The organism is Herbihabitans rhizosphaerae (assembly GCF_004216555.1).
GTDB classification, from domain to species: Bacteria; Actinomycetota; Actinomycetes; order Mycobacteriales; family Pseudonocardiaceae; genus Herbihabitans; species Herbihabitans rhizosphaerae.
The window spans coordinates 226,407-249,782 of record NZ_SGWQ01000007.1 but is presented as its reverse complement, the minus strand read 5'-3'; the positions used below and the strand labels follow the sequence as shown (position 1 = coordinate 249,782).

Annotated in this window: 24 protein-coding genes; 14 read left to right on the top strand and 10 right to left on the bottom strand. The window is 70.3% G+C overall.

Translation table 11 applies throughout. The features are described from left to right. Positions 1-4: 4 nt before the first annotated feature. Positions 5-1,375 carry an FAD-binding oxidoreductase gene (locus EV193_RS21640; protein ID WP_130346017.1) on the bottom strand — a complete coding sequence of 457 codons (1,371 nt, stop codon included), beginning with the start codon at positions 1,373-1,375 and terminating at the stop codon, positions 5-7. Between the two features lie 126 nt (positions 1,376-1,501). On the opposite strand from EV193_RS21640, the gene EV193_RS21635 reads away from it, so the two are divergent. After that, the gene (locus EV193_RS21635; RefSeq protein WP_130346016.1) at positions 1,502-2,173 is read left to right on the top strand and encodes a hypothetical protein; all 672 of its coding nucleotides are present in this window, start codon (positions 1,502-1,504) and stop codon (positions 2,171-2,173) included. A gap of 58 nt (positions 2,174-2,231) precedes the next feature. Here EV193_RS21635 and EV193_RS21630 read toward each other — a convergent pair whose 3' ends face one another. Next, a complete protein-coding gene (locus tag EV193_RS21630; protein WP_130346015.1) occupies positions 2,232-3,062 on the bottom strand; it encodes an isocitrate lyase/PEP mutase family protein in 831 nt (276 codons plus the stop codon). Positions 3,063-3,199: 137 nt separating this feature from the next. On the opposite strand from EV193_RS21630, the gene EV193_RS21625 reads away from it, so the two are divergent. From EV193_RS21625 to EV193_RS21615, 4 genes are all read left to right on the top strand, one after another. Next, positions 3,200-4,633 carry an acyl-CoA carboxylase subunit beta gene (locus EV193_RS21625; RefSeq protein WP_130346014.1) on the top strand — a complete coding sequence of 478 codons (1,434 nt, stop codon included), beginning with the start codon at positions 3,200-3,202 and terminating at the stop codon, positions 4,631-4,633. Between the two features lie 13 nt (positions 4,634-4,646). Beyond that, the gene (locus tag EV193_RS21620; RefSeq protein WP_130346013.1) at positions 4,647-5,399 is read left to right on the top strand and encodes a thioesterase II family protein; all 753 of its coding nucleotides are present in this window, start codon (positions 4,647-4,649) and stop codon (positions 5,397-5,399) included. A gap of 67 nt (positions 5,400-5,466) precedes the next feature. Next, positions 5,467-5,613 (top strand): hypothetical protein, encoded by a 147-nt coding sequence (locus tag EV193_RS33450; protein ID WP_165401448.1) that lies wholly within the window; start codon positions 5,467-5,469, stop codon positions 5,611-5,613. A gap of 8 nt (positions 5,614-5,621) precedes the next feature. Continuing rightward, positions 5,622-6,182 carry a hypothetical protein gene (locus EV193_RS21615; protein ID WP_130346012.1) on the top strand — a complete coding sequence of 187 codons (561 nt, stop codon included), beginning with the start codon at positions 5,622-5,624 and terminating at the stop codon, positions 6,180-6,182. 61 nt (positions 6,183-6,243) lie between these two features. On the opposite strand, the gene EV193_RS21610 is transcribed toward EV193_RS21615, so the two are convergent. Next, positions 6,244-7,218, bottom strand: a complete 975-nt coding sequence (locus EV193_RS21610; RefSeq protein ID WP_207222736.1) for a hypothetical protein — start codon at positions 7,216-7,218, stop codon at positions 6,244-6,246. An 89-nt stretch (positions 7,219-7,307) separates the two neighbouring features. Continuing rightward, positions 7,308-7,595, bottom strand: coding sequence for a YiaA/YiaB family inner membrane protein (locus EV193_RS21600; protein ID WP_130346011.1), 288 nt, complete (start codon positions 7,593-7,595; stop codon positions 7,308-7,310). 99 nt (positions 7,596-7,694) lie between these two features. Here EV193_RS21600 and EV193_RS21595 point away from each other — a divergent pair, with 99 nt between their 5' ends. The 3 genes from EV193_RS21595 to EV193_RS21585 are packed head-to-tail and all read left to right on the top strand — an operon-like array spanning position 7,695 to position 9,846. Next, positions 7,695-8,441 carry a class I SAM-dependent methyltransferase gene (locus tag EV193_RS21595; protein WP_130346010.1) on the top strand — a complete coding sequence of 249 codons (747 nt, stop codon included), beginning with the start codon at positions 7,695-7,697 and terminating at the stop codon, positions 8,439-8,441. Positions 8,442-8,462: 21 nt separating this feature from the next. After that, a complete protein-coding gene (locus EV193_RS21590; protein ID WP_130346009.1) occupies positions 8,463-8,810 on the top strand; it encodes an MmcQ/YjbR family DNA-binding protein in 348 nt (115 codons plus the stop codon). Next, the gene (locus EV193_RS21585) at positions 8,803-9,846 is read left to right on the top strand and encodes a DNA polymerase IV (RefSeq protein ID WP_130346008.1); all 1,044 of its coding nucleotides are present in this window, start codon (positions 8,803-8,805) and stop codon (positions 9,844-9,846) included. The genes EV193_RS21590 and EV193_RS21585 overlap by 8 nt, the downstream gene beginning before the upstream one ends. Positions 9,847-10,128: 282 nt before the next feature. Here the strand turns inward: EV193_RS21585 and EV193_RS21580 are convergent, their stop codons facing one another. Continuing rightward, positions 10,129-11,670 (bottom strand): peptide ABC transporter substrate-binding protein, encoded by a 1,542-nt coding sequence (locus EV193_RS21580; RefSeq protein ID WP_242613559.1) that lies wholly within the window; start codon positions 11,668-11,670, stop codon positions 10,129-10,131. Between the two features lie 43 nt (positions 11,671-11,713). On the opposite strand from EV193_RS21580, the gene EV193_RS21575 reads away from it, so the two are divergent. Further along, positions 11,714-13,039: an LVIVD repeat-containing protein gene (locus EV193_RS21575; RefSeq protein WP_242613558.1), complete on the top strand. Its 1,326-nt coding sequence runs from the start codon at positions 11,714-11,716 to the stop codon at positions 13,037-13,039. On the opposite strand, the gene EV193_RS21570 is transcribed toward EV193_RS21575, so the two are convergent. After that, entirely contained in the window at positions 13,014-13,973 is a 960-nt protein-coding gene (locus EV193_RS21570) for a GlxA family transcriptional regulator (RefSeq protein WP_130346007.1), read from the bottom strand. The genes EV193_RS21575 and EV193_RS21570 overlap by 26 nt on opposite strands. An 86-nt stretch (positions 13,974-14,059) precedes the next feature. Here EV193_RS21570 and EV193_RS21565 point away from each other — a divergent pair, with 86 nt between their 5' ends. From EV193_RS21565 to EV193_RS21555, 3 genes are read left to right on the top strand one after another with little or no spacing between them, the layout of a single operon-like run. Beyond that, positions 14,060-14,308 (top strand): hypothetical protein, encoded by a 249-nt coding sequence (locus EV193_RS21565; protein WP_130346006.1) that lies wholly within the window; start codon positions 14,060-14,062, stop codon positions 14,306-14,308. A 51-nt stretch (positions 14,309-14,359) separates the two neighbouring features. Further along, positions 14,360-16,870, top strand: coding sequence for a DEAD/DEAH box helicase (locus EV193_RS21560; RefSeq protein WP_130346005.1), 2,511 nt, complete (start codon positions 14,360-14,362; stop codon positions 16,868-16,870). A 33-nt stretch (positions 16,871-16,903) separates the two neighbouring features. Continuing rightward, complete coding sequence (locus tag EV193_RS21555; RefSeq protein WP_130346004.1) at positions 16,904-17,353, top strand: GNAT family N-acetyltransferase; 450 nt, start codon at positions 16,904-16,906, stop codon at positions 17,351-17,353. Positions 17,354-17,566: 213 nt separating this feature from the next. On the opposite strand, the gene EV193_RS21550 is transcribed toward EV193_RS21555, so the two are convergent. Beyond that, positions 17,567-17,800 (bottom strand): hypothetical protein, encoded by a 234-nt coding sequence (locus EV193_RS21550; RefSeq protein WP_130346003.1) that lies wholly within the window; start codon positions 17,798-17,800, stop codon positions 17,567-17,569. An 86-nt stretch (positions 17,801-17,886) separates the two neighbouring features. On the opposite strand from EV193_RS21550, the gene EV193_RS21545 reads away from it, so the two are divergent. Beyond that, positions 17,887-19,545: a bifunctional lysylphosphatidylglycerol flippase/synthetase MprF gene (locus EV193_RS21545; RefSeq protein ID WP_242613557.1), complete on the top strand. Its 1,659-nt coding sequence runs from the start codon at positions 17,887-17,889 to the stop codon at positions 19,543-19,545. A 7-nt stretch (positions 19,546-19,552) separates the two neighbouring features. Here the strand turns inward: EV193_RS21545 and EV193_RS21540 are convergent, their stop codons facing one another. Then, positions 19,553-20,242 (bottom strand): GntR family transcriptional regulator, encoded by a 690-nt coding sequence (locus EV193_RS21540; RefSeq protein WP_130346001.1) that lies wholly within the window; start codon positions 20,240-20,242, stop codon positions 19,553-19,555. Then, the gene (locus tag EV193_RS21535; RefSeq protein WP_130346000.1) at positions 20,215-21,516 is read right to left on the bottom strand and encodes an aspartate aminotransferase family protein; all 1,302 of its coding nucleotides are present in this window, start codon (positions 21,514-21,516) and stop codon (positions 20,215-20,217) included. The genes EV193_RS21540 and EV193_RS21535 overlap by 28 nt, the downstream gene beginning before the upstream one ends. 57 nt (positions 21,517-21,573) lie before the next feature. Between EV193_RS21535 and EV193_RS21530 the strand changes: the two genes are divergently transcribed. Next, positions 21,574-22,839, top strand: a complete 1,266-nt coding sequence (locus EV193_RS21530) for a cytochrome P450 (RefSeq protein WP_242613556.1) — start codon at positions 21,574-21,576, stop codon at positions 22,837-22,839. Here the strand turns inward: EV193_RS21530 and EV193_RS21525 are convergent. Continuing rightward, positions 22,803-23,330 (bottom strand): CGNR zinc finger domain-containing protein, encoded by a 528-nt coding sequence (locus tag EV193_RS21525; protein WP_242613555.1) that lies wholly within the window; start codon positions 23,328-23,330, stop codon positions 22,803-22,805. The two genes, EV193_RS21530 and EV193_RS21525, sit on opposite strands and share 37 nt — an antisense overlap. Positions 23,331-23,376 lie beyond the last annotated feature (46 nt).

The following is a 23,376-nucleotide window of genomic DNA, read 5'->3' as shown; positions in this document are numbered from 1 at the left end:
GTGATCACCTGGCTCGAACGCACTTGTCGTACAGGTCCGGCAGCCGTCCGTTGCCGTCGTAGGTCTGCTTGAGCCGCCGGTAGTGCTCGCCGTCGTAGAGCCGGTCGAACTCCTCGCGGTCGTAGAAACTGTTGGAGTACAACGACTTGTGGCCGCCCAGTTCGGTGACGACACGCTCGATCAGCCGGTTGTGGTGCCCGTCGGACTGGCCGGGCCGAAGCGGCACGGTGGCCCAGAAGCCGACGTTCACGTAGAGCGTGTCCGGCCGCAGCGGGTACAGCGGCCAGGCCCGGTCGTCAGCCTGGCGCAGCGGGCACAGCCACACCGGGCTGATCCCGACCTCGCGGTGGAAGAAGTCGAGGAACTTCGGCAGCGCGTCCACCGGAACCTCGATGTCCTGGATCACCGGCTCGTGTTCGGGCGCGCGGCGCAGCCGGTCGATCCGCGCCGACAGCCGGTGCCGCCGGTCGAACGCGACCAGCCGGCGGTAGACGTCCGAGCGCCGGTACCGCTTCGGCCACAGCCGGCGCACCAGCGGGTGCTGCGCGCCGAACGCGCGCGAGCACCAGAACCAGTCGGGATCCCACCGCCACAGGTAGTCGTGCACGGTCAGGTGGTCGTCGGCGCGGCGCGGGATCGAGCGGTAGTACACCTGCTCGCCGGTGTAGTCGCTGGTGGCCGGCGCGGTGTCGGTGAACGTGCCGATCGTGAGGTAGTGCTCGTCGGGCCCGAATACGGTGCCGTCCAGGAAGTCGACCGGCTGACCGTCGAAACCGTTGGCGCACAGGGATTCCACGGCGGCCGCCGTCTCGGCTGCGTCACCGTGGCGCAGATGTCTGATGTGGACGTACGGCTTCACCGGCCGCAGCTCGATCTCCAGCCGCAGCGCGTAGCCGAGCGTGCCGTAGGAGTTCGGGAAGCCGAAGAACAGGTCGCGGTGCTCGTTGTCCGGCCTGGCCAGCAGCACCCGGCCGTCGCCGGTGAGGATCTCCATCTCCAGTACCGACTCGTGCACCAGCCCGCTGTGGAACGAGGTGGACTCGATGCCGAGCCCGGCGACCGCGCCGCCCAGGGTGATCGTCTTGAGCTGGGGCACCACGGCGGGCATCAGGCCGTACGGCAGGGTCCTCGCGACCAGGTCCTCGTAGGTGGTCATGCCGCCGACCTCGGCGGTGCGCCGCGCCGGGTCGACCGACAGCACGCCGTGAAAGGCGCTCACGTCCAGGCCGGGGCCAGCGTCCGGATCACGGAAGCGGAACAGGTTGGAGGTCGGCTTCGCCAGCCGGACCGGCGAGCCGGGTGGCAGCGCGGCCAGGCGCGCGCGGAGGTCGTGGACCGCCGCGTCGTGCCCGAGCCGCTCTCTGCTGGCTCCCATGTTCCGATCATATGGCGGCGCACCGACAAGGGCAGGCGAGTTATTTCCGGCGCCCGGGAAACCGAACGGCCCCACCTGGAGTCCGAGTGCGCGAACATTCGCATTCACCAGCGGGAGCGACACACGATGAAGACACGAGACCACATCCGGCCGGCCAGGATCGGCGCCGTGATCGCCGGAGCGTTGCTCGTGGCGCTGACCGCGACCGCGTGCGGTGGCGACAAGGTCGACGAGGCCACCAAGAACATGACCACCACGAACGCCCCGACCACCGCGCAGGCCGGCGCCACCTCGACCGGCAAGGCCGGCACCGGGTCCACCGGCACCAGCACCCCGACCGAGGCGCCGGAGCCGGACGTCAAGGACAACGACTGCGTGCGCATCGACCGCGGCGCCCAGAACAACGCCAAGATCACCGTGCTGAACTGCGCCGACCCGGGTGCGGTGCTGCGCATCGGAACGCGGGTGAACGGCATGTTCTGCCCCGGCGAGCTGGGAGTCGGCGACCAGAGCAGCAACTACGTGACCTACACGGTCAGCACCAAGTACGGCAGCGGCAGCGGTGCGGGCATCCCGAAGTACAAGCTGTGCATGTACCTGAACGTGAAGCAGGGCGACTGCTACACGGACAACTCCACCAAGACCGAGGTCCAGATCGCCAAGGGGGCGTGCGGGCCTGGCGCGAACCGCGTGGTGAAGGTGGCGCAGCAGGCCAGCGAGAAGGCCTGCACCGGTAGCGGCGCGAACGGCTACCTGCGCTACACCACGCCGCCGCTGACCATCTGCGTGAAGAAATAGCGGCACGCCCGACACGGCGGGTTCCCTTGCGCGACAAGGGAACCCGCCATTCGTGCGGTCAGCGGCCGAACAAGCTGTTCAGCGTGCCGTAGTCGGTCGCGTCGGCCAGCGGGCCGTAGCCGCCCGTGGAGTGCAGCTCCTCGGCGGCACGCGCGGCCACCGCGTAGGCGGCCTGGGCGATCCACGAGCCGACGCTCACCCTGGCCACGCCGGCCTCGGCGAACTCCGGCACGGTCGGCGCGCCGGGCCAGGCGAGCACGTTGACCGGGGCGTCGATGCCGTCGACCAGGGCGCGAGCCGTCTCCAGGTCGACGACGCCCGGCACGAAGACCCCGTCCGCTCCGGCGTCCACGTAGGACTTCGCGCGGGCGAGCACGTCGGGCAGCCAGGACGACGGATCGCCCTGCCGCCGCAGGAAGTTGTCCACGCGCGCGTTCACGAACAGCGCGACGCCCGATGCGTCGGCCGCCGCGCGGGCGGCGGCGATGCGCGCGGACGCGTCGTCGATGGTGCGTTGCGGTGCCGAGCCGCCGTGCCAGCCGTCCTCGAGGTTGACGCCGACCGCGCCGGCCTCGATCACCTTGCCGATCGTGTCTCCGACACCGTCGGCCGTCTCGGCGAATCCGCTCTCGATGTCCGCGGTCACGGGCACCTCGACGGCGGCGGCGATTCGGGCGATGAGGTCGATCGCGCTGTCCCGGTCCAGCTTGTCGCCGTCCGGGGCGCCGAGCCCCCACGCGACGCCGGCGCTGGTGGTGGCGACGGCCGGCGCGCCGGCCGCCTCGACGACGCGCGCCGACGCGACGTCCCACGCGTTCGCCAGCGCCAGCGGCGAGCCGGGAGTGTGCAGCGCGCGGAACGCGGCGGCCTTGTCCTGTTGAGTGGTCATGGCCGAAGTCCACCACGTGCCACCGACAGGACGCTTGCGGCTTTCGGACGTGAACAGGGGCGCCCTAGGGGTCGTTCACCTCGGGAAACGCTGGCATCGTGACCGCTGACGGTCCAGCGATGTGTGCGGAGAGACGAATGACGTCGGTACTTGCTCGTTCGCAGTCGGCGGCCACCGAATCGGATCACCGCGACCCACTGCTGCGCCTTTCCCAGTTGCTCGACGTCGATTCCGTGACCTCTCTGCACCATCCCGACGACAGCGGTGTGCTCGCCGTTCGCGGGACCATCGACGGTTCCCCCGTATTCGCCTATTGCACCGACGCCACGAAAATGGGCGGCGCGCTGGGGCTCACCGGAACGCGGCACATCGTGACCGCGATCGACGCCGCCGTACGCGAAGGCGCGCCGGTGATCGGACTGTGGCACTGCGGCGGCGCGCGACTGGCCGACGGTGTCGAGTCGCTGCACGGCTGCGGCCGCATGTTCTCCGCGATGACCCGCGCGTCCGGCAAGGTTCCGCAGATCTCCGTGGTGCTCGGGCCCGCGGCGGGCGCCGCGGCGTACGGGCCCGCACTGACCGACGTGATCGTGATGGCCGAGCAGGGCAGGGTGTTCGTCACCGGGCCGGACGTGGTCAAGACGGTCACCGGCGAAGAGATCGACATGGAGGGGCTCGGCGGCGGAAACTCGCACAGCCGCAAATCCGGTGTCGTGCACGTGACCGTCGGCACCGAATCGGAGGCGTATTCCCGCACGCGCAGGCTCGTCGGATTCTTCGGCAAGCCCGGCCTGTACGACCTCAGCCGAATTCGGGGCGAACGGAATCTGCGCGAACTGCTCCCCGACTCGCCGCGCCGCGCCTACGACGTGCACCCGCTCGTGCACGCGATCGTGGACGCCGAAAAGGGCGGGCCGGTATTCGAGGAACTGCAGCCGAAATGGGCGCCCAACATCCTGATCGGGCTCGGCCGGCTCGGCGGGCACACGATCGGCGTGATCGCGAACAACCCGCTGCGCAAGGGCGGCTGCCTCGACTCGCTGTCCGCGGAGAAGGCGGCCCGGTTCGTCCGGCTGTGCGACGCGTTCGGCATTCCGCTGCTGGTGCTCGTCGACGTGCCCGGCTACCTGCCCGGCGTCGGCCAGGAATGGGGCGGCGTGGTGCGGCGCGGCGCGAAACTGCTGCACGCGTTCGCCGAGACCGTGGTCCCGCGCGTCACGCTGATCACCCGCAAGTCCTACGGCGGCGCGTACATCGCGATGAACTCCCGCTCGCTCGGCGCCACCGCGGTGTTCGCCTGGCCGGAGGCCGAGGTCGCGGTGATGGGCGCCGAGGCGGCGGTGAACATCCTGCACCGCCGCAAGCTCGCCGCCGCGCCCGAGGAAGAGCGCGAAGCACTGCGTCTCGAGCTGGTCGCCGAGCAGCAGCGGGTGGCCGGCGGCGTGGACCGCGCGATGGACATCGGCGTGGTCGACGAGGTGATCGAGCCCCGGCACACCCGCCGCCGGCTCGCCGAGGCACTGGCGGCGGCACCCGCCGCCCGAGGGCAGCACGGCAACATTCCGCTGTGAGGGAAGGACGACCATGACCGGCGTGGCCATCGACAGCAACGTGTGGATTCGGCGTTTCCACCCGAAGGCGGACGCGGCGCACCGGCTGGTGTGCTTCGCGCACGCCGGCGGGTCGGCGAGCTACTTCTTCCCGGTGTCACGCACCCTGCCGGCGGGCGTGGACGTCCTGGCGCTGCAGTACCCGGGCCGCCAGGACCGGCGCTCGGAGCGGTGCGCCGAGGACCTCTACGACCTGGTCGACCCGATCGCCGAGGCGCTGCGCCCGTGGTTCGACCGGCCGGTCACCTTCTTCGGGCACAGCATGGGCGCCACGCTCGCGTTCGAGGTGGCCCGGCGGCTCGAGGAGGACGGCGTCACGCTGGCCGGTCTGTTCGCGTCCGGCCGCCGCGCACCGTCGTGCCACCGCGACGAGCACGCGCATCGCTTGGCGGACAACGAGTTCATCGCCGAGATCCAGAGCCTGTCCGGCACCGACTCGCAGGTGCTGGACGACGAGGAGATCCTGCGGATGGTGCTGCCGGCGATCCGCAGCGACTACAAGGCCGCCGAGACCTACCGGTACCGGCCCGGCCCGAAGCTGCGCTGCCCGATCACCGCGCTGATCGGGGACAGCGACCCGAAGGCGACGGTCGAGGAGGCGCGCGCCTGGGGCGAGCACACCGACGGCGCGTTCGAGCTGACCGTGTTCGACGGCGGCCACTTCTACCTGAACAACCACACGAGTGAGGTGCTCGGCGCGATCACCGCGCATGCCGAACGCACATGATTGGCGCACTCCGCTCCCGGGTACTCGCCTGACGAACCAACCCGCGAGCGAATGGGGAGTGAGCGACATGCGAGACGTCCGCGTCCCTCCACAACGGACAGAGACCGACGAGCCCGCTCGGCGCCGTCCGGAAGACGTGCCGACACAGGAGATGCCGGTGATCCCGGCCGATGCCGACGAGCAGGAGTCGGTGCTGGTCAGAGGACGCGAGTAGAGCCGGCCATGCGCGACTTCGACCGCGACGAGGTTCGTCGCGAGGGGCCGTGGATGGTACGCGCCGGCCAGGGTCCGGGCACCCTCGTCGTGCTCGACCCGGCCGGCGCCGCCAAGCACGACGAGTTACCCGCGACCTGGCGTGAGCTGACCGCCGACCACACCGTGGTGTGGATCAGGCTGCCGGCCGGCGGTTCACTGTCCGAAGTGGACGACGAGCTGGTGACCCTGGCGCGGGACGGCGGGACCGTGGACCTGGTGACCAGCGGCCCGGAGGCCGAGGCGGCGCTGCGGTTCGCGACGCAGCACGCCGAGGCGGTCCGGTCGGTGCTGCTGGTGGACCCGGCGGCCGAGGACACCCGGTTCGAACGCACCGAGGCGGACATCGCCGACGCGTTGTGGGAGAAGCGGATGCGGCCGGCACTCAAGGAGCTCACCGAGGCCGGCGTGGCCGTGCGAGTGATCGCGCACAGCCACGCCGACTCCGAGGACCGCGTGCCGGCGCCACTCCCCCTCGGCCACCCCGAGGTGGTCACCGCCGTCCGGCACGCCCTCGCCGAGATCGCCTGACCTCGCGAGTCCCGCGCCCCGCACCCGCGAGTTCCGCGCCCCGCACCCGCGAGTTCCGCGCTCAGCCGGTGTACGGGTTGCTGGTGTAGGTGCGGCTGAACGTGCCGGTGTTCGCGAAGTAGGTCGCCACCACGCGCGCCGGGTCGGTGGCGAGCATGCCGCGGGTGATGTCGCCGTCGTCCTTGTCGTCCCAGCCCCACGGCGCGTTGGCCGCGTTGTCCTTGCCGTTGTCGCCGCGGAAGGTGCCCGGCGAGACGAACGTCTTCGAATCGGACCGGTGCGCCCACAGTCCGCCGGACGCGAACACGTCGGTCAACCGGTACGCGACCGAGCGGTCGTTGCCGCCGGAGGGCACCTCGGACGCGGTCGCGCTCGGCTGGTACACCACCCCGTCACCGCCGGGGAACTCCTTGCCGTCGTGCGCGTACAGGCCGTGCCCCTTGGCCTCCTGGCGCGTCGTCGGGTGCTGACTCCCGCCGTGCGACACCATGATCACCGGACCGTCGATGTTCTCCCGGCCCGAGGTGTACGGGCTGCCGGCCGGCGTGTACGAGTAGAAGTCGCTGTGCGCGACGGTGATCATCGCCTCGAGTTTGCCGTAGGCCGACCCGTCCTTGCGCACCGTCAGCAGCGTGCCCTCCATGTCGTTCTCGTGGGTGAGCAGGTCGAACGGGTCGGGCACGTCGTCCCAGTCGCGCGGGTGGTAGTACGCGTACAGCACGAACCAGTGCGTCGAGGTCTGCACCACCGACTGGTATGCGTTGCCGCGCAGGCGATCCGGCTGGTCGTCCTGGTGCTCCCAGTTGTTCAGCGTGTCCCACTCGCCGTCGTAGTCCACAGTGGACAGATAGTCCGCGTCGTAGTCGGTCGAGTCGGTGTCCTGGTAGTGCACCGGCGCCCAGTGCAGGGCGAGCGCGGCGTCGGACACGGAATTCGACAGGGCGGCGGACGCGGGCGCCGGCACGGCGATCAGCGTGGCGGCGGCTACGGCGGCGGTGACGGCGGCGGTGACGGCGGCGGGACCACGTAACGGCATCGGAACCTCCAGTAATCAGACGGGTCCCGATGTTCGTACCGCACCGACGCTTCCCGCGGGTGTCGCGCGAGCGAACGTTGAGGCGCCGCCTAGGCCGGTTCCCTGAACGGGTCGTGCTCGGCGAGCAGCTTGTCCAGCCGCGCCTGGTCGACCCGGCTGACCAGGTAGGTGTCCTGCTGCCGGTCACGCACGCACTTGGCCAGCGTGAACGCCGAGGTCACGGTGTACAGCAGACCGACGGTGAGGAAGCCGCGCACCCACGGGTCCACCGGCAGGTAGGCGATACCGAGACCGACCGCGACCAGCGACACGGCGAACGACGCGATCGCCTGCACGTAGAACGCGGTGGTCGTGGAGTTGGTCGACGGAGTGGTCATACCGGACAGCCTGTCGCGGCGGGGCTCGTTCGCCATCGGTAGACCTACTCAACCTTCGCCGGTACCGTTGTTGCAAATGGTTTGCACCAGGGGGCTCTGATGGACACCGCGATCGCACGGCGCTGGGTGCAGCGCTGGGACACCCAACAGGAGCACTACATCGCCGACCGCGAGGAGCGGTTCACGGTCATCTGCGACGTCGTCGCGCACGCCACCGCGGCGCAGCCGTGCCCGCTGGTGCTCGACCTCGGCTGCGGCCCCGGCTCGCTGTCGGCCCGCGTCGCCGAGCGTCTGCCGAAGGCCGAGATCGTCGCGCTGGACAACGATCCGCTGCTGCTCGCCCTCGCCCGAGGCGCCTACCCCGAGGTCGCCGAGTTCACCGAGGCCAATCTGTCCACTGTGGACATCGGCTCGCTGCTGTCCGGCCGGGGCCGGCTGGACGCGGCGGTGTCCACCACCGCGCTGCACTGGGTGCCCGAGCACGATCTGGTCGCGCTCTACCGCAGGCTCGCGGCGGTGATGCGCCCCGGTGGCGTGCTGGTCAACGGCGACCACATCGAGGACGACCAGCCGACGATCTCCGAGCTGGCGAGCGCCGTGCGCGACGGGCGCGAGACCAGGACTGGCGTCACGGACAACGAGAACTGGGAGCAGTGGTGGACGGCCGTGCGCGAGGAGCCGACGCTCACCGCGCTCGCCGAGGAGCGGGCCCGGCTCGGGCTCGGCGGCAGGGGCAACCGGCTGACCGTGCGCCGGCACGTCGAGCTGTTGCGGGACGCGGGTTTCGCCGAGGTGGCACCGGTCTGGCAGGTCGGCGACGACGTCGTGCTGGTGGCCGTGCGCTGACACCACGGGCATCATGAGCGAATGGTGACCGAGGACGACGTCCGGCGGGTGGCACTGTCGCTGCCGCGCACGACGGAGAAGCCGTCGTACGGCACGCCGGGCTTCCGCGTGAAGGACAAGGGATTCGCCCGCATCCGCGAGGAGGGTGACGTCCTCGTGCTGTGGGTGGCCGACGAGGGCGAGAAGGACGGGCTGATCGCCTCCGATCCGGACAAGTTCTTCACCACCCCGCACTACGACGGCTACCCGCTCGTGCTCGTGCGCTTCTCCGCGATCGACGTCGACGAGCTGACCGAGCTGCTCACCGAGTCGTGGCGGCTGCGCGCACCCAAGCGGGTGCTCGCCGAGTTCGACGCGGCCGATGGCTGACACTCAGCCGTGGGTGTTGCACGTCGACCTGGACCAGTTCATCGTCGCGGTCGAGGTGTTGCGCAAACCCGAGCTGAAGGGCCGGCCGGTGATCGTCGGCGGCCGGGGTGACCCGACCGAGCGGGCGGTGGTGGCCAGCGCGTCCTACGAGGCGCGCGAGTTCGGTGTGGACTCCGGCATGCCGTTGCGCGTCGCGGCGAAACGGTGCCCGGACGCGGTGTTGCTGCCCAGCGATCCGACCGCCTACGACGAGGCGTCCGAGCACGTGATGGCGACCCTGCGCGAGGTGCGTCAGCCGGACGGCCGGCTCGTGGTGGTCGAGGTGATGGGCTGGGACGAGGCGTTCGTCGGCGTGACCACCGAGGACCCGGAGGCCTTCGCGACCGTGATCCAGGACGCCGTGCTGGAGGCGACCGAGCTGTGGTGCACGGTCGGCATCGGCGACAACAAGCTGCGCGCCAAGCTCGCCACCGGGTTCGGCAAGCCGCGCGGGCGGTTCCGGCTGACCGCGGCGAACTGGTACGAGGTGATGGGCGACCGCCCGACCGACGCGCTGTGGGGCATCGGCCGCAAGACCGCGCGCAAGCTCGCCGAACTCGGGTACACGACGGTCCGCGATCTGGCCGCCGCGGACGCCGATGTGCTCGCCGGACGGCTCGGCCCGACGATGGGCCCGTGGTACCGGCACGTGGGCAACGGCTACGGCTCCAAGGAGGTCGTCGGCACGCCGTACGTGCCGCGCTCGCGCAGCCGGGAGACCACGTTCCAGGAGAACCTGACCGACCCGGCGCGGATTCGCGAGGAGGTCGCGGTGCTCGCCGGGCGGATCACCGAGGACGTGCGCACCGAGGGCCGGCCGGCGGCGCGCATCGCGGTGAAGGTGCGGTTCGCGCCATTCTTCACGCACACCAGGAGCATGACGCTGCCCGAGCCGACCAGCGACGGCGCGGCGATCGAGCGGGCCGCGCTCACGGTGCTCGACCTGTTCGACGACGACCGGCCGGTCCGCCTGCTCGGCGTGCGCTGTGTTTTTTGATCGAGGGCAGGGTCGCCTGGTTCGGCTTCGCCGAACGGGGTTGTGGTCTTTTTGGGTGGGTGGCTGGGTGCCGAGTGTGGGTGGCTGGGTTTCGTGGGTGGTTCAGTCACGGCTCCTCCGAGACAGTGGGCTCGTTCCTCGCCCTCTGTCTCTCCGTCACCGTAAGGGCGACCGCCCTCGACAATGAGTTTCGACCTCAGCGTGGCTTTTGATCGGTGCGGTCAACACACCCGGCTGCGGGAAGTCGGGTAGGTGGGGTAGGTGGGCCGGGTAGGTGTGCTGTCAGGCGACCTTGATGGTGGCGAGGTCGATGGCCAGTGAGGGGCTCGGCGTGACCTCGCTGAGGCGTTGCCCCCAGACCGCGTGCCCGTGGCCCGACCACAGCGGCAGCACCGGAAGATCGCGCAGCACCTGGTTCTCCGCGCGCCGGTAGGCGTCGCCGCTGGTGGTCAGGTCGGCCGTATCGGCGGCGGTCATCGCCTGGTCGAACGCGGCGTTGGCGTAGCCGAGCGCGGTCAGCGAGGCGAGCAGTTCGTGCGGGCTACGGGTGTGCGGCGTGCGGGTCAGTACGGACAGCCCGTCCTGCGATTCTCCGACCTTCGGCGACACGGTCAGGTTCAGCGTGGCGCCGAGCTGCTTGGCCAGCGCCTGCGCCCAGGCGTCCGCGCCGGCGGGAAAGGTCAGCGACAGCTCGGTGGCCGGCGAGTTCGCCTGTTCCCACAAGGCTTTCGCGGCCGTGGGGTCGAAGTTGCACGGCCGGCACTTCGCCGAACGCCGGCCGAGCACCACGGCCGGCGGCAGCACGGAGGTGGCCACGTCGACCTGATGTCGCAACGGCCCGGCCTCGAGTGCGGCGCGATCGACGGCCAGGGCGAGCGCGTGTCTGGCGGCCGCGTCGGTGAACCGCTTGTCCCGCAAGGGAATGCCGAGCATGGTCACCTCGGGCAGCGGCCACATCAGGACCCGGTCACCGAAGTCGGAGTGCATCTGGTGGTGCCGCCCGCCGGGGACCTCGGTGGCCAGATCGACCTGGCCGGAGCGGGCCAGTTCATACTGCTCGTCCGGGTTCGCGGCCACCCGCAGCGTGATCTCCCGCGCGATCCCCTTCGCCGGCCCCTGATAGTCCTCGACCCGGGCCAGCCGTGCTCCGGAACCAGGCCGCCACGGTTCGACCATGCGGTACGGGCCGTTGCCGACGGGGTGCTTGGCGAACTCCGTCCAGTTCCCGGCCGACAGCGCCGACGGCGGCAGCGGAACCAGCACGACGGCGCAGAGCATCAACGGAACCTGACCGAGTGGCCGCTCCAGCACCAGCTCGACGGTGAGCGGATCGGCGGCCCGGAAATCCTTGGCGCGCAAGGTTTTCGTCAACACCTCGGCACCCCGCCATTGCCGCAGCAGCACCGTTCGCCAGGTGTCCACATAGGACTGTGCGGTGACCGGCGAGCCGTCGTGGAAGCGCATCCCGGGTCGCAGCCGGACGGTCCAGGTGATCAGGTCGGTGCTGGTCGCGGAGAGCGCGGCGAGCGGCCGGACCGCGGGTGCGTCGGTACGGGCGGCGAACAGCGGGGTCCACACCGCGTCGGCCACCAGCCGTCCGGGCAGATCGGTCACCTCGGCGGGCAGTAACCGCGCCGGCTCGGACAGCGCGACCGAGAACGTGCCGGGCACCGCCGGCGCGCGCTCGGGCTCCGAGCACGACCCGGCGACGACAAGCAGCATGGCCGTGAGGACAACGCCGATCCTGCGCACCATGCAGTTCTTAGCACCGGGGATCAGCGGCCCCAACCCGTCGATCGGCTCTACTGCGCCATGGACGGGCATTTCTAGTCTTCTGGGGTATCCGTGCGACGTACGGAGGTACGCGATGTCGCGCCGTCAGGGTTTTCTCGCCTTCACCATTGCCGCGACGATGGTGCTCGCCGCACCGGTCGCACTGGCCTGCGACCCCGATCATCTGCACGGCGGCGGTCACAGTCACGCCGCCGATACGCCGAGGACGAGCCCGCCCACCCGTGCGGTCAAGGGCGTCGATCTCGTCGGCAACGTGCCGGACGCGCAGGGCGCGATCTCCATGCAGTTCCTGGATTACAGCGGACGCCAGGTGATCGCGGTGTCCGGCGAGTTCGGGGTGCGCACCTACGACCTCGCCGACCCGGCCAAGCCGAAGCTGATCGGCGAGCTGTCCATGCCGGGTATGTGGGAGACCGAGGACACCGAGGTCGACCCGAAGCGCAAGCTGATGTTCCTGTCCCGCGACCCGAGGGCGTTCGGCGGCAACACGAACACCGGCGAGTCCGGCATCTACGTGGTGGACATCTCGACACCGGAGAAGCCCGTCCAGCTCAGCTACGCGAAGGTTCCGGCCGGACACACCACGAGCTGTATCAACGACTGCCAGTACCTGTGGACCGGCGGGCCGGCCAAGTCCAGCTCGATGCCGGCGGACTGGGGCGGGCGGCCGATCTGGGTGACCGACGTCCGGGATCCGCGCAACCCCAAGGTTTTCCCGGATCCGATCGAGCTGGCGCGCAACGACGGCAAGACCGACTACGTGCACGACGTGCAGGTGGACGCGCAGGGTGTCGCGTGGGCGTCCGGCCGGGGTGGCGTGCGCGGCTACTGGACGCAGGGCAGCCACCCGGACCCGGTGCAGGGCGGGACGCGGGAGGCCACGCCGACCAACCCGGTCCCGTACGCCGGCGGCGGCATCAACGAGCTGGCCGCGAAGTCGAAGTTCATGCACAACAGCTACCGCCCCACCGGTGATCTCATCTACGTCACCGAGGAGGCGTTCGAGAGCGGCTGCGCCAGCGACGGTGTGCTGGTGATCGCCTCGCTCGCCGGCTCCTACGAGGGCCAGGGGTGGAAGTCGACGCCGTCGGACCCGTTCCGGCTGACCACCGTCGGCACCTGGAGCGTGGCCGGGCAGGACGGCAGCGATCCCAACAGCGCGGACTGCTCGGCGCACTATTTCGACGTGCGGGACAACATCCTCGTGCAGTCCTTCTACGGGCAGGGCACCCGATTCCTCGACGTCAGCGACCCGTCCAACCCGACGCAGATCGCGTATCACCGGGAGGCCGACACCGCGGCGTGGCAGCCCTACTGGCACGGCGACTACATCTACGTCGCCGACAACAACCGCGGGATCGACATTCTCAAGCTCACGGCCGGACGCGCGCCGAACTGAACGTGCGCCGGTAGTCCTTGGGCGCCACACCCACGATCCGGTGGAAGTGGTGGCGCAACAGGGTTGTGGTGCCGAAGCCGCACTCGCGGGCGACGTCGTCGATGGACAGCGCCGTCTCCTCCAGCAGCCGGCGCGCGTGCAGCACCCGCTGCATGGACAGCCAGCGCAGCGGCGTGATACCGGTCTCGGCGACGAACCGCCGGGCGAACGTGCGCTCGGACATGTTGGCCCGCCGCGCCAGGTCCGGCACCGTGTGCTCGGCGGAGAGCTGGTCCAGCATCCACTCCAGCACCGGCTGCAGGCTGTCGCCGGCCTCCGGCACGGGTAGCTCGACGAACTGCCGCTGCCCGCCGTCGCGCTGCGGTGCCACCACCATGCGGCGCGCGATCGCCGTGGCCGGACCAGAGCCCAACTCCCGGCGGACCAGGTGCAGGCAGGCGTCGATCCCGGCCGCCGTGCCCGCGCTGGTGACGATGTCGCCGTCGTCCACGAACAGCACGTCCGGATCGAGCTTCGCCTCGGGGAAGCGCTCGGCGAACCGCTCCGCGTAACGCCAGTGCGTGGTGCACCGCCGGCCGTCCAGCAGGCCGGTGGCACCGAGCAGGAACGCGCCGCTGCACACCGACATCAGGGTGGCCCCGCGTTCGTGCGCGGCGACCACCGCGTCCAGCACGGCCTTCGGGTACTCGCCGCGGATGGTCGCCGCCGGTACCGCGATCAGGTCGGCGTCGTCCAGGCCGTCCAGCCCGAACTCGGGCACGAACGCCGCGCCGACGCTCGTGGTGAGCGGTTTTCCCGCGTGTTCGCCACACGGCCGGAACTCGATCGGGGGAACTCCGTCAGCCGTTCGGTCGATCCCGAACACCTCGCATAACACGCCGAACTCGAACGGCGCGGCGCCGTCCACGAGCACGGCGGCAACGGTTCGCAGCATGGCGCGAGACTAGTTGGCAGAATATTGTTGCACAACGTCCGCTCTGCCACTGGTGGCGGGAACTAGCGGGGCGCATACTTTCTGCCATGACTGCCGCACTGTTCGCCCTCATCGTGGTCGCCCTGGCGGTGCTCGCCATCGAGCGCAACCACGCACGCCAACCGCGCCCGCTGCCGCGCATGTACGGCAGCAACGACATCGACGACCGCGACGTGGCCCGCGCGTTCGCCGACCTGAGCGCCGCCAGCGCACACGATCTCGTTGGCGCGCAAGGGATCTCGCGTCCGTCGCGCCCGTCCAACATGCCGAGCATCTCGATCCGCCACGGCCACTAGTCGCACCCCGGACGCGAGCGTCGGGCCGTCGGCGGGCACCATCGTCAAACGATGCTGACCGATGTGGTGCCCGCCGACGCTGATCCGGACGCCCTGTTCGACGCGTTCTCCGAGTGGGCGCGCGGCCAGGGCCTCGAGCTGTACCCGGCGCAGCAGGAAGCGCTGATCGAGATCGTCTCCGGCTCGAACGTGATCCTGTCCACGCCGACCGGCTCCGGAAAGAGCATGGTCGCCGTCGGTGCGCATTTCACCGCGCTGGCGCGGGGCGAACGCAGCTTCTACACCGCGCCGATCAAGGCGCTGGTGTCGGAGAAGTTCTTCGCGCTGTGCGAGATCTTCGGCGCGGACAAGGTCGGCATGATGACCGGCGACTCCAGCGTGAACGCCGACGCGCCGATCATCTGCTGCACCGCGGAGATCCTGGCCAACCTCGCGCTGCGGCAGTCCCCCGACGCGCCGGACCACCCGGTCGACCAGGTCGTGATGGACGAGTTCCACTTCTACGCCGAGCCCGACCGCGGCTGGGCGTGGCAGGTGCCGCTGCTGGAGCTGCCGCGCGCGCAGTTCGTGCTGATGTCGGCGACGCTGGGCGACGTCGCCCGGTTCGAGAAGGACATGGCCCGCCGCACCGGCCGCCCGACCGCGGTGGTCACCTCCGCGCAGCGCCCCGTGCCGCTGTTCTACAGCTACCGGCTCACACCGCTGCAGGAGACGCTCACCGAGCTGCTGGAGACGCAGGGCGCGCCGGTCTACGTCGTGCACTTCACTCAGGCGGCGGCGATCGAGCGGGCGCAGGCACTGATGAGCATCAACGTGTGCACGCGCGCGGAGAAGGACGCGATCGCCGAGCTGATCGGCAACTTCCGGTTCACCGCCGGGTTCGGCAAGACGCTGTCCCGCCTGGTGCGGCACGGCATCGGCGTGCACCACGCCGGCATGCTGCCGAAGTACCGGCGGCTCGTGGAACGCCTGGCACAGGCCGGCCTGCTCAAGATCGTGTGCGGCACGGACACCCTCGGCGTGGGGATCAACGTGCCGATTCGCACGGTCGTGTTCACCGCGCTGTCCAAGTACGACGGCGTGCGCACGCGGCTGCTGAAGGCGCGCGAGTTCCACCAGATCGCCGGCCGCGCGGGTCGCGCCGGCTACGACACCATCGGCACGGTCGTGGTGCAGGCGCCCGAGCACGTGGTCGAGACGGAGAAGGCGCTCGCGAAGGCCGGTGACGATCCGAAGAAGCGGCGGAAGGTGGTGCGCCGCAAGCCACCCGAGGGATTCGTGTCCTGGGGCGAGCCGACGTTCGACCGGCTGGTGGCCGCCGAGCCGGAGCCGCTCACGTCCAGCTTCGCGGTCAGCCACACGATGCTGCTCAGCGTGATCTCGCGACCGGGCGACGCGTTCACCGCGATGCGCAAACTCCTGACCGACAACCACGAAGACCCTGCGGCGCAACGCAAGCACATCCGTCGGGCGATCGCGATCTACCGCGCGCTGCGGGCTGCCGGGGTGGTCGAGCAGCTCGACGAGCCGGACGAGCAGGGGCGGCGGATCCGGCTCACCGGCGACCTGCAGCTGGACTTCGCGCTGAACCAGCCGCTGTCGCCGTTCGCGCTCGCGGCGATCGAGCTGCTGGACCGTGAGTCACCCAGCTATCCGCTGGACGTGCTCTCGGTCATCGAGTCCACTTTGGACGATCCGCGTCAAGTGCTTGGGGCGCAGAAGTTCCAGGCCCGCGGCGAGGCGGTCGCCGCGATGAAGGCCGACGGCATCGAGTACGACCAGCGGATGGAGCTGCTCGACGAGGTCACCCATCCGAAGCCGCTCGAGGAGTTGCTCACCGCGGCGTACGAGATGTACCGGCAGGGCCACCCGTGGGTCGCCGACTACCGGCTGTCGCCGAAGTCGGTGGCGCGGGACATGTACGAGCGGGCGATGACCTTCGCCGAGTACACCGGGCTGTACCAGCTCGCGCGCTCGGAGGGGCTGGTGCTGCGGTACCTGGCCGACGCGTACAAGGCGGTGCGCCAGACGGTGCCGTCGGACGCGCAGACCGAGGAGGTGCTCGACCTGATCGCGTGGCTCGGCGAGACCGTGCGGCAGGTCGACTCCAGCCTCTTGGACGAGTGGGAGCGGCTGGCCAACCCGGACGCCGATCCGTCCACTGTGGACACCGTGGACGAGAAGCCGCCCGCGGTGACGGCGAATACCCGCGCGTTCCGGGTGCTGGTGCGCAACGCGTTGTTCCACCGGGTGCGGCTGGCCGCGCGCCGGGCGTACGCGGAGCTGGGTTCGCTCGACGCGGAGTCCGGCTGGGACGCGCAGGCGTGGGAATCCGCGCTGGAGCCGTACTTCGAGGAGTACGACGAGATCCAGACCGGCCCGGACGCGCGCGGCCCGGCGTTGTTGATCATCGAGGAGGAGCCGGACCTGTGGCGGGTGCGGCAGATCTTCGACGACCCGGCCGGCCACCACGACTGGGGCTTCTCCGCCGAGGTGGACCTGCGCGGCTCCGACGAGGAAGGCGTGGCGGTCCTGCACATCACCGACGCTGGCCAGCTCTGATTCTCAACGCGGACTTTTCGTAGGGTGGGGCGCATGACGAGCACGCTGCGGACCGCCCGGCCGGATGACTTCGAGCGCATCGTGGCGGTGGCCGACGACTGGTGGGGGTGGCCGATCTCGGGGCTGCTGCAGCGGCTCATGCTGGATCACTTCTTCACGACGAGCACGATCGCGGAGGGCGCGGACGGCGAGCTCGCCGGGTTCGTGGTGGCGTTCGTGTCGCCGTCGGTGCCCGATGAGGCGTACATCCACTTCACCGGGGTGGCTCCCGGGCTCCGTCGTACCGGTCTGGGCGCCCGGATGTACGAGCGTTCGTTCGCCGAGTTCCGGGCGCACGGGTGTCGCGTCGTCCGGGCGATCACGTCGCCGGGCAACGACACGTCGATCGCGTTCCACCGCGGCGTGGGCTTCTCGGTGAGCGACCCGATCCCGAACTACGACGGCTCTGACAAGCACCGCGTCCTGTTCGAACGCCCCCTCTGAACCCCACCCGACCCCAGCTCGATCTCGCCCTACGTACTGGACGTAGCCCCCACCCGCACCGGGGCACCCCACCAGACCATTGTATCGGTGGTTGACGGGCAGTGGGGCGCTCAAGATCCACCTGTGGATAAGTCGTGCCTGTGGATAACTAGCCCGACAAATGCATTTTCAGACATTTCGTTGCGCCCGTTATTGGGGCGATGTTCGTTCATGTCATATGTGGGCTTGAGCTTGTCTCGAGGATTTCATTAGCTGGGGTTGACCGTTCAACAGGAAATCCAACAGAGCGAGCCTTTCACTCCATCGTTGACCAGGGAAAACGTTGTGCGGCAAGGCTTCCGCGCCGTCTCGACCCAGGTTCGAGCGACCGCCCTGGCGCGCGTCCACATCGGATGGTGGAGTTAACTCCACCATTTGTTCGGGATCGACCACCAGTGTGTCAGTCACGCGGCGACGGCAGTATTTCAGGAAAGAACCGGCCGTGAGCGAGGGAGACGACGATGGGATCGCTTATTCGCCGAGTTCCGTTCACGGTGACGGGACTTGTGACAATGGTGGTGCTCGGCACGATCGCCGGCACCCTCATCACACGCGTGGCCGAGAAGCCGTGGGGACACACGGTCTCCTACGGCCTCCCGTCCTTCTCCGAAGGCCGGTGGTGGGCCGTGTTCACCGGAATGCCGTTCGCGGTGAACCCGCTCTGCTACGTCGCGGTGCTCAGCAGCTTCGCGATCTGCGTGGGGTTCGCCGAGATCCGGATGGGCACCAAGCGGACCATGCTGGCGTTCGCCTACGGCCACGTGGCCGGGGTGTTCGGCGCGGCCGCGCTGATCGGGCTCGGCGGTAGTTGGACCGACCAGTGGGCGCACGCGCTGGACGTCGGCCCCTCCGGCGGCGCGCTGGCCACCGCGGCCATCGTGTCGGCGACCTTCCCCGCTCCGCACCGCACCCTGCTGCGCCTCGGACTCGTCGGCTACGTCGTCGGCGCGCTCTTCGTACTCGGCAACCTGGCCGACGTGGTGCACCTGACCGCCGTGCTGCTCGCGCTGCCGGTCGGCGCCCTGTTCGTCCGCCGCACCGACCGGCACGCTCGGCTGACCACCGTCCCCGACGCGGCGACCGACCTGCTCGCCAGGCACGGCGGCGGCACCCTGTCCTGGATGGCGACCTGGCGCGGTACCCGGTACCTGATCGCACCGGACGGCGACGGCTACCTCGCCTACCGCCAGCACGCCGGCGTGGCCATCGCGCTCGGCGACCCGGTCGGCTCCCCCGACTGGCAGCGCGCCGCCGCGGACGAGTTCGCCGCGCACTGCACCCGCTCCGGCCTCGTGCCGTGCTGGTTCTCCGTCGGCGCGGACACCGCGAACGACCTGGCCGAGGACGGCTGGCGCAACGTCCAGGTGGCCCAGGACAACCTGATCGACCTGCCCAGTCTGAAGTTCCAGGGCAAGAAGTGGCAGGACGTGCGGACCGCGCGCAACCGGGCGGCCAAGGAGGGCATCGAGTTCCGCTTGATCACCCTGGCCGACGCCGAGCCCGCCGTGCTCGCCCAGGTCCGCGAGCTGTCCACGAACTGGCTGCGGAACAAGCGGATGCCCGAGCTCGGCTTCACCCTCGGCGGCATCACCGAGGCGCTGGACCCGAGGGTGCGGGTCGGCATCGCGGTGGACGCCGAGGGCGTCGTGCACGGCGTGACGTCCTGGTTGCCGATCATGGGCTCGGACGGCCGGCCGCACGGCTGGACGCTGGACCTGATGCGTCGCCGCTCCGACGGCTTCCGCCTGGTGATCGACTTCATGATCGCCTCGGCGTGCCTGACCTTCCAGGACGAGGGCGCCGCGGTGGTGTCCCTGTCCGGCGCCCCGCTGGCCAGGGCCGAGGGACAACGGCCGACCCGCTTGCGCCGCCTGCTCGACATGCTCGGCTCCGCGCTCGAACCGTGCTACGGATTCCGCTCGCTGCACGCGTTCAAGTCGAAGTTCCAGCCGCGCACCGAACCGCTGTACCTGGTGTTCCGGCACGCGACGGACCTGCCGCGGATCGGCACCGCGATCACCCTGGCCTACCTGCGCAAGCCGGCGACGACCACGCACCGGCCGCGCCAGGCCACGATCGGCATCGAGGTGCCGGCACCGCGGCAGGCTCGGGCGGCCACCGCCTCGCCGGTCCTCGAACCAGCCGGCCGCTGACGGCGAGTCACAGGGCCACGGTCATGATCTGCTCGCTGGAGCGCAGGATCTCGGTGAGTTCACCGCGGAACGACTCCAGCGCGGTGGTCATGTGCCAGCGGGCCATCACCTGATCACGACCGGCCAGCGCGTCCACCAGATCGTCGTGCTCGTGGTGCAGCCGCAGCCCGCGCTCCCCCGCTCCCGCCGCCAGCGCCAGATGCGTCGCCCGCTCCGCCTCACCCAGCAGCCGCGTGATCACCGCGGCGAGCCGGCCGTTCCCACTGGCCTCGGCCACCCCGACGTGGAACTCCCGGTTCGCCGCGAGGAAGCCGGCCACGCCCTCCCTCGATGCCGGGTCGTAGTCGTGCTTTCCCTGATCCCGCAACGATTCCAGCGTCCGCTCGTCGATCCGCACGGCAGCCAGCGCGGCCGCCTCCGGCTCGAGCAGCAGCCGCATCTGGAACACCTCGTCCACGTCCCGCAGTGTGATCGCGGAGACCACGTGCCCGCGCCGGGGCACCGCGTCCACCAACCCCTCGGCCCGCAGCCGGGCCAGCGCGCCGCGCACCGCCGCCGTGGACAGGGCGAACTCGTTGACCAGTCGCGCCTCGGACACCTCCGCGCCCGGCGCCAGTCCGACGCTGACGATCTCGGCGCGCAACCTGCGGTACGCCTCGTCGGTGAGGCTCATGCCGCTGGACTCGCCGCGGCGCACTCGGTCAGCGCACGGTCCAGGATCTCCAACCCGAGGTCCAGGTCCGACTCGGTGATCGTCATCGGCGGCGCGATCCGCAGCACGCTGCCCAGCCCACGGAACTTCACGATGTTGACGTTGAGCCCGAGTTCGAGGCACCGCGCGGTGACCGCCGCGCCGAAGTCCTCGGCCGGCGTGCGCGAGTCCCGGTCGGTCACCAGGTCCACGCCCATCATCAGCCCGACACCGCGCACGTCGCCGACCGCCTCGTGGTTGTGCCGCAACGAGTTCAGCCCGTCGCGCAGCCGCGCGCCCAACTCGGCGCCGCGCTCCACCAGCCGCTCGGCGAGCACGGTGGCGAGCACCGCCCGGCCGACCGCCGCGGGCAGCGGATCGGACACGTGCGAGGTGAAGAACAGGAATCCCTTCTCGTACACGTCCTGCTCGATCTCCTCGGAGGTGACGGTCGCCGCGAGTGGCAGCCCGCCGCCGAGCGTCTTGGACAGCGTGAGCACGTCGGGCACCACGCCGTGCCGCTCGAAGGCGAACATCGAGCCGGTGCGGCCGAGCGCCGTCTGCGCCTCGTCCACGATCAGCAGCATGCCGCGCTCGTCGGCGAGTTCCCGCAGCCGCGCCAGATACCCGTCCGGCAGCGGCACGATCCCGCCGGAGCTGAGCACCGGCTCGACGATCACCGCGGCGCCCGCGTCGACCGACTGGCTGTCCACTGTGGACATTCCGGCGTCCAGGCAGGCCAGGTCGCACCGGTCCCGGCAGTGCTTGATCGGGCAGCGGTAGGCGTTCGGTGTGGGCAGCGCCATCGTGCCGGGCATCGCCGGGCCGTAACCCTTGCGGCCGGCGCTGTACGTGCTGGACGACGCGCCGCCGGTCATGCCGTGCCACGATCCGGTCAGCGCCAGCACCTCGAACCCGCCGGTGTGCAGCTTCGCCAGGCGCAGCGCCGCCTCGTTGGACTCGCCGCCGGTGGACAGGAACATGGTGCGCCGCAAGGGTTCCGGCAGCAGATCGAGCAACTCGCCAGCCAGCGCGATCACGTCCGGCGACACCATGCCGCTGAACAGGTGCAGCACCCGATCGCCTGCCGAACGCATCGCGTCGACGATCGCCGGGTGGTTGTGCCCGAGCGTGGCGCACATCTGCCCGGAGGTGAAATCGAGGATTCGCCTGCCGTCCGTGGTGGTCAGCCACGCACCGCGCGCGCTGTCCACCACGGTCTCCACGAAGTCCCCGCCGTACCGCAGCAGGCCGGCGAACGCGGCCGTCGAGTCGCCCATGCCTGACATGTTAGAAGCCGCTGGCTGAAATGTCAGCATGCCTTGTAGGTTGGTGTCGTGGGGACTTTGAAATCACGGGTCATCTCCTGGATAGCCCGGCGCTACATGGCCAGGAAGGGCGGCAGCGGCGGGCTCGACCTGTCGAGTATCGGCATGCTGCCGGACAAGGTGCTCGTGCCGCTGCGCCGTGACGGGCTCGACCCGATACCCGAGCTGTACAAGGCCGGCGAGCCGATCAGGCGCCTGCCGCTGCGGTTCGGCCTGAAGGCGTGGCTGGTCACCGGGCACGCCGAGGCGAAGCAGATCCTTGGCGCCAAGCACGTGAGCACGGACTTCGCGAACCTGGTCGGCCAGGGCGCGTCCACCGACAGCAACCCCGGCGGCCTCGGCATGGCCGACCCGCCGGTGCACACGCGGCTGCGCAAGCTGCTCACGCCCGAGTTCACGATGCGCAGGCTCAACCGGCTCACGCCGAGGATCCACGACATCATCGAAGGTCAGCTGGACGCGATGGCCAAGGTCGACGGCCCGGTCGACCTGGTGCAGGAGTTCGCGCTGCCGATCCCCTCGCTGGTGATCTGCGAGCTGCTCGGCGTTCCGTACGACGACCGCGACGACTTCCAGCGGCTCGCCATGGCCAGGTTCGACCTGTACGGCGGGGCCGGCGCGTCACTCGGCGCGATCTCCGAGTCGCTGGACTACCTGCTGGGCGTCGTCGAGCAGCAGCGCAAGGACCCGGGCGACGGACTGCTCGGCATGATCATCAAGGAGCACGGGGACGAGACGTCCGACCTCGAGCTGGCCGGTCTCGCCGACGGCGTGCTCACCGGCGGGTTCGAGACCACGGCGAGCATGCTCGCGCTCGGCGCGGTCGTGCTGCTGTCCGACCCGGAGGCGATGCGCCTGGTGCGTGACGACGACGAGGCGATCGGCCCGTTCGTCGAGGAGCTGCTGCGCTACCTGACCGTCGTGCAGGTGGCGTTCCCCCGGTTCGTCAAGCAGGACATGGAGATCGGCGGGGTCACGCTGTCCGAGGGCGACGTGGTGATCGTGTCGCTGAGCGGCGCGGACCGCGACGAGGCGCTCGGCGAGAACATGAACAGCGTCGAGCCGACCCGCAAGCCCACCTCGCACCTGGCGTTCGGGTACGGCATCCACCGGTGCATCGGCGCGGAGCTGGCCAAGATGGAGCTACGCGCGGCCTACCCCGCGCTGGTGCGGCGCTTCCCGTCGATGCGGCTGCACGTGCCGGCCAGCGAGCTGGCCTACCGCCAGACCTCGATCGTCTACGCCGTGGACACGCTGCCGGTCGTACTCTCCTGAGCGCGCCCGCGGTGCCGGCGCACGGCGTCGCGGTTGGCGCACACCCGTGAGCAGTACCGCTGCCGGCCGCCCCGGCTGACGTCGACGAGCGCCGCGCCGCATTCGGCCAGCGCGCACCGGCCGAGCCGGTGCATGCCGAGGTCGGTGAGGTGCCGCGCGGCCGCCATCGCGACGAGAACCGTGAGCACCACGGCCAGTGATACGCCGTCGTCGCGGTAGTGCAGGTGCCAGCCGGAGCCGTCGTGGTCGGTGATCCTGGGGTAGGCGGCGGTCTCGGCGAGCAGCGCGTTCAGCAGATCGACGCGCCGCTGTTCGGTGTCCGCGTCGACGATCTCGGTCCACCGGGCGACCAGCTCGCGCACCGCGTCGACGTCGTCCGCCTCGGCCTCCGCGTCGAGCAACATGTCGGATTCAGCGCACCGGCGGCGCAGATCGGCCAGATCCACGAGCGGCTCGTTGGTGAGGTCGGTCACCAAACGCAAGGCTTCCACGTAGTAATGGTTCTGTTGCATAAGACCATTACAGCATCGTGTGATC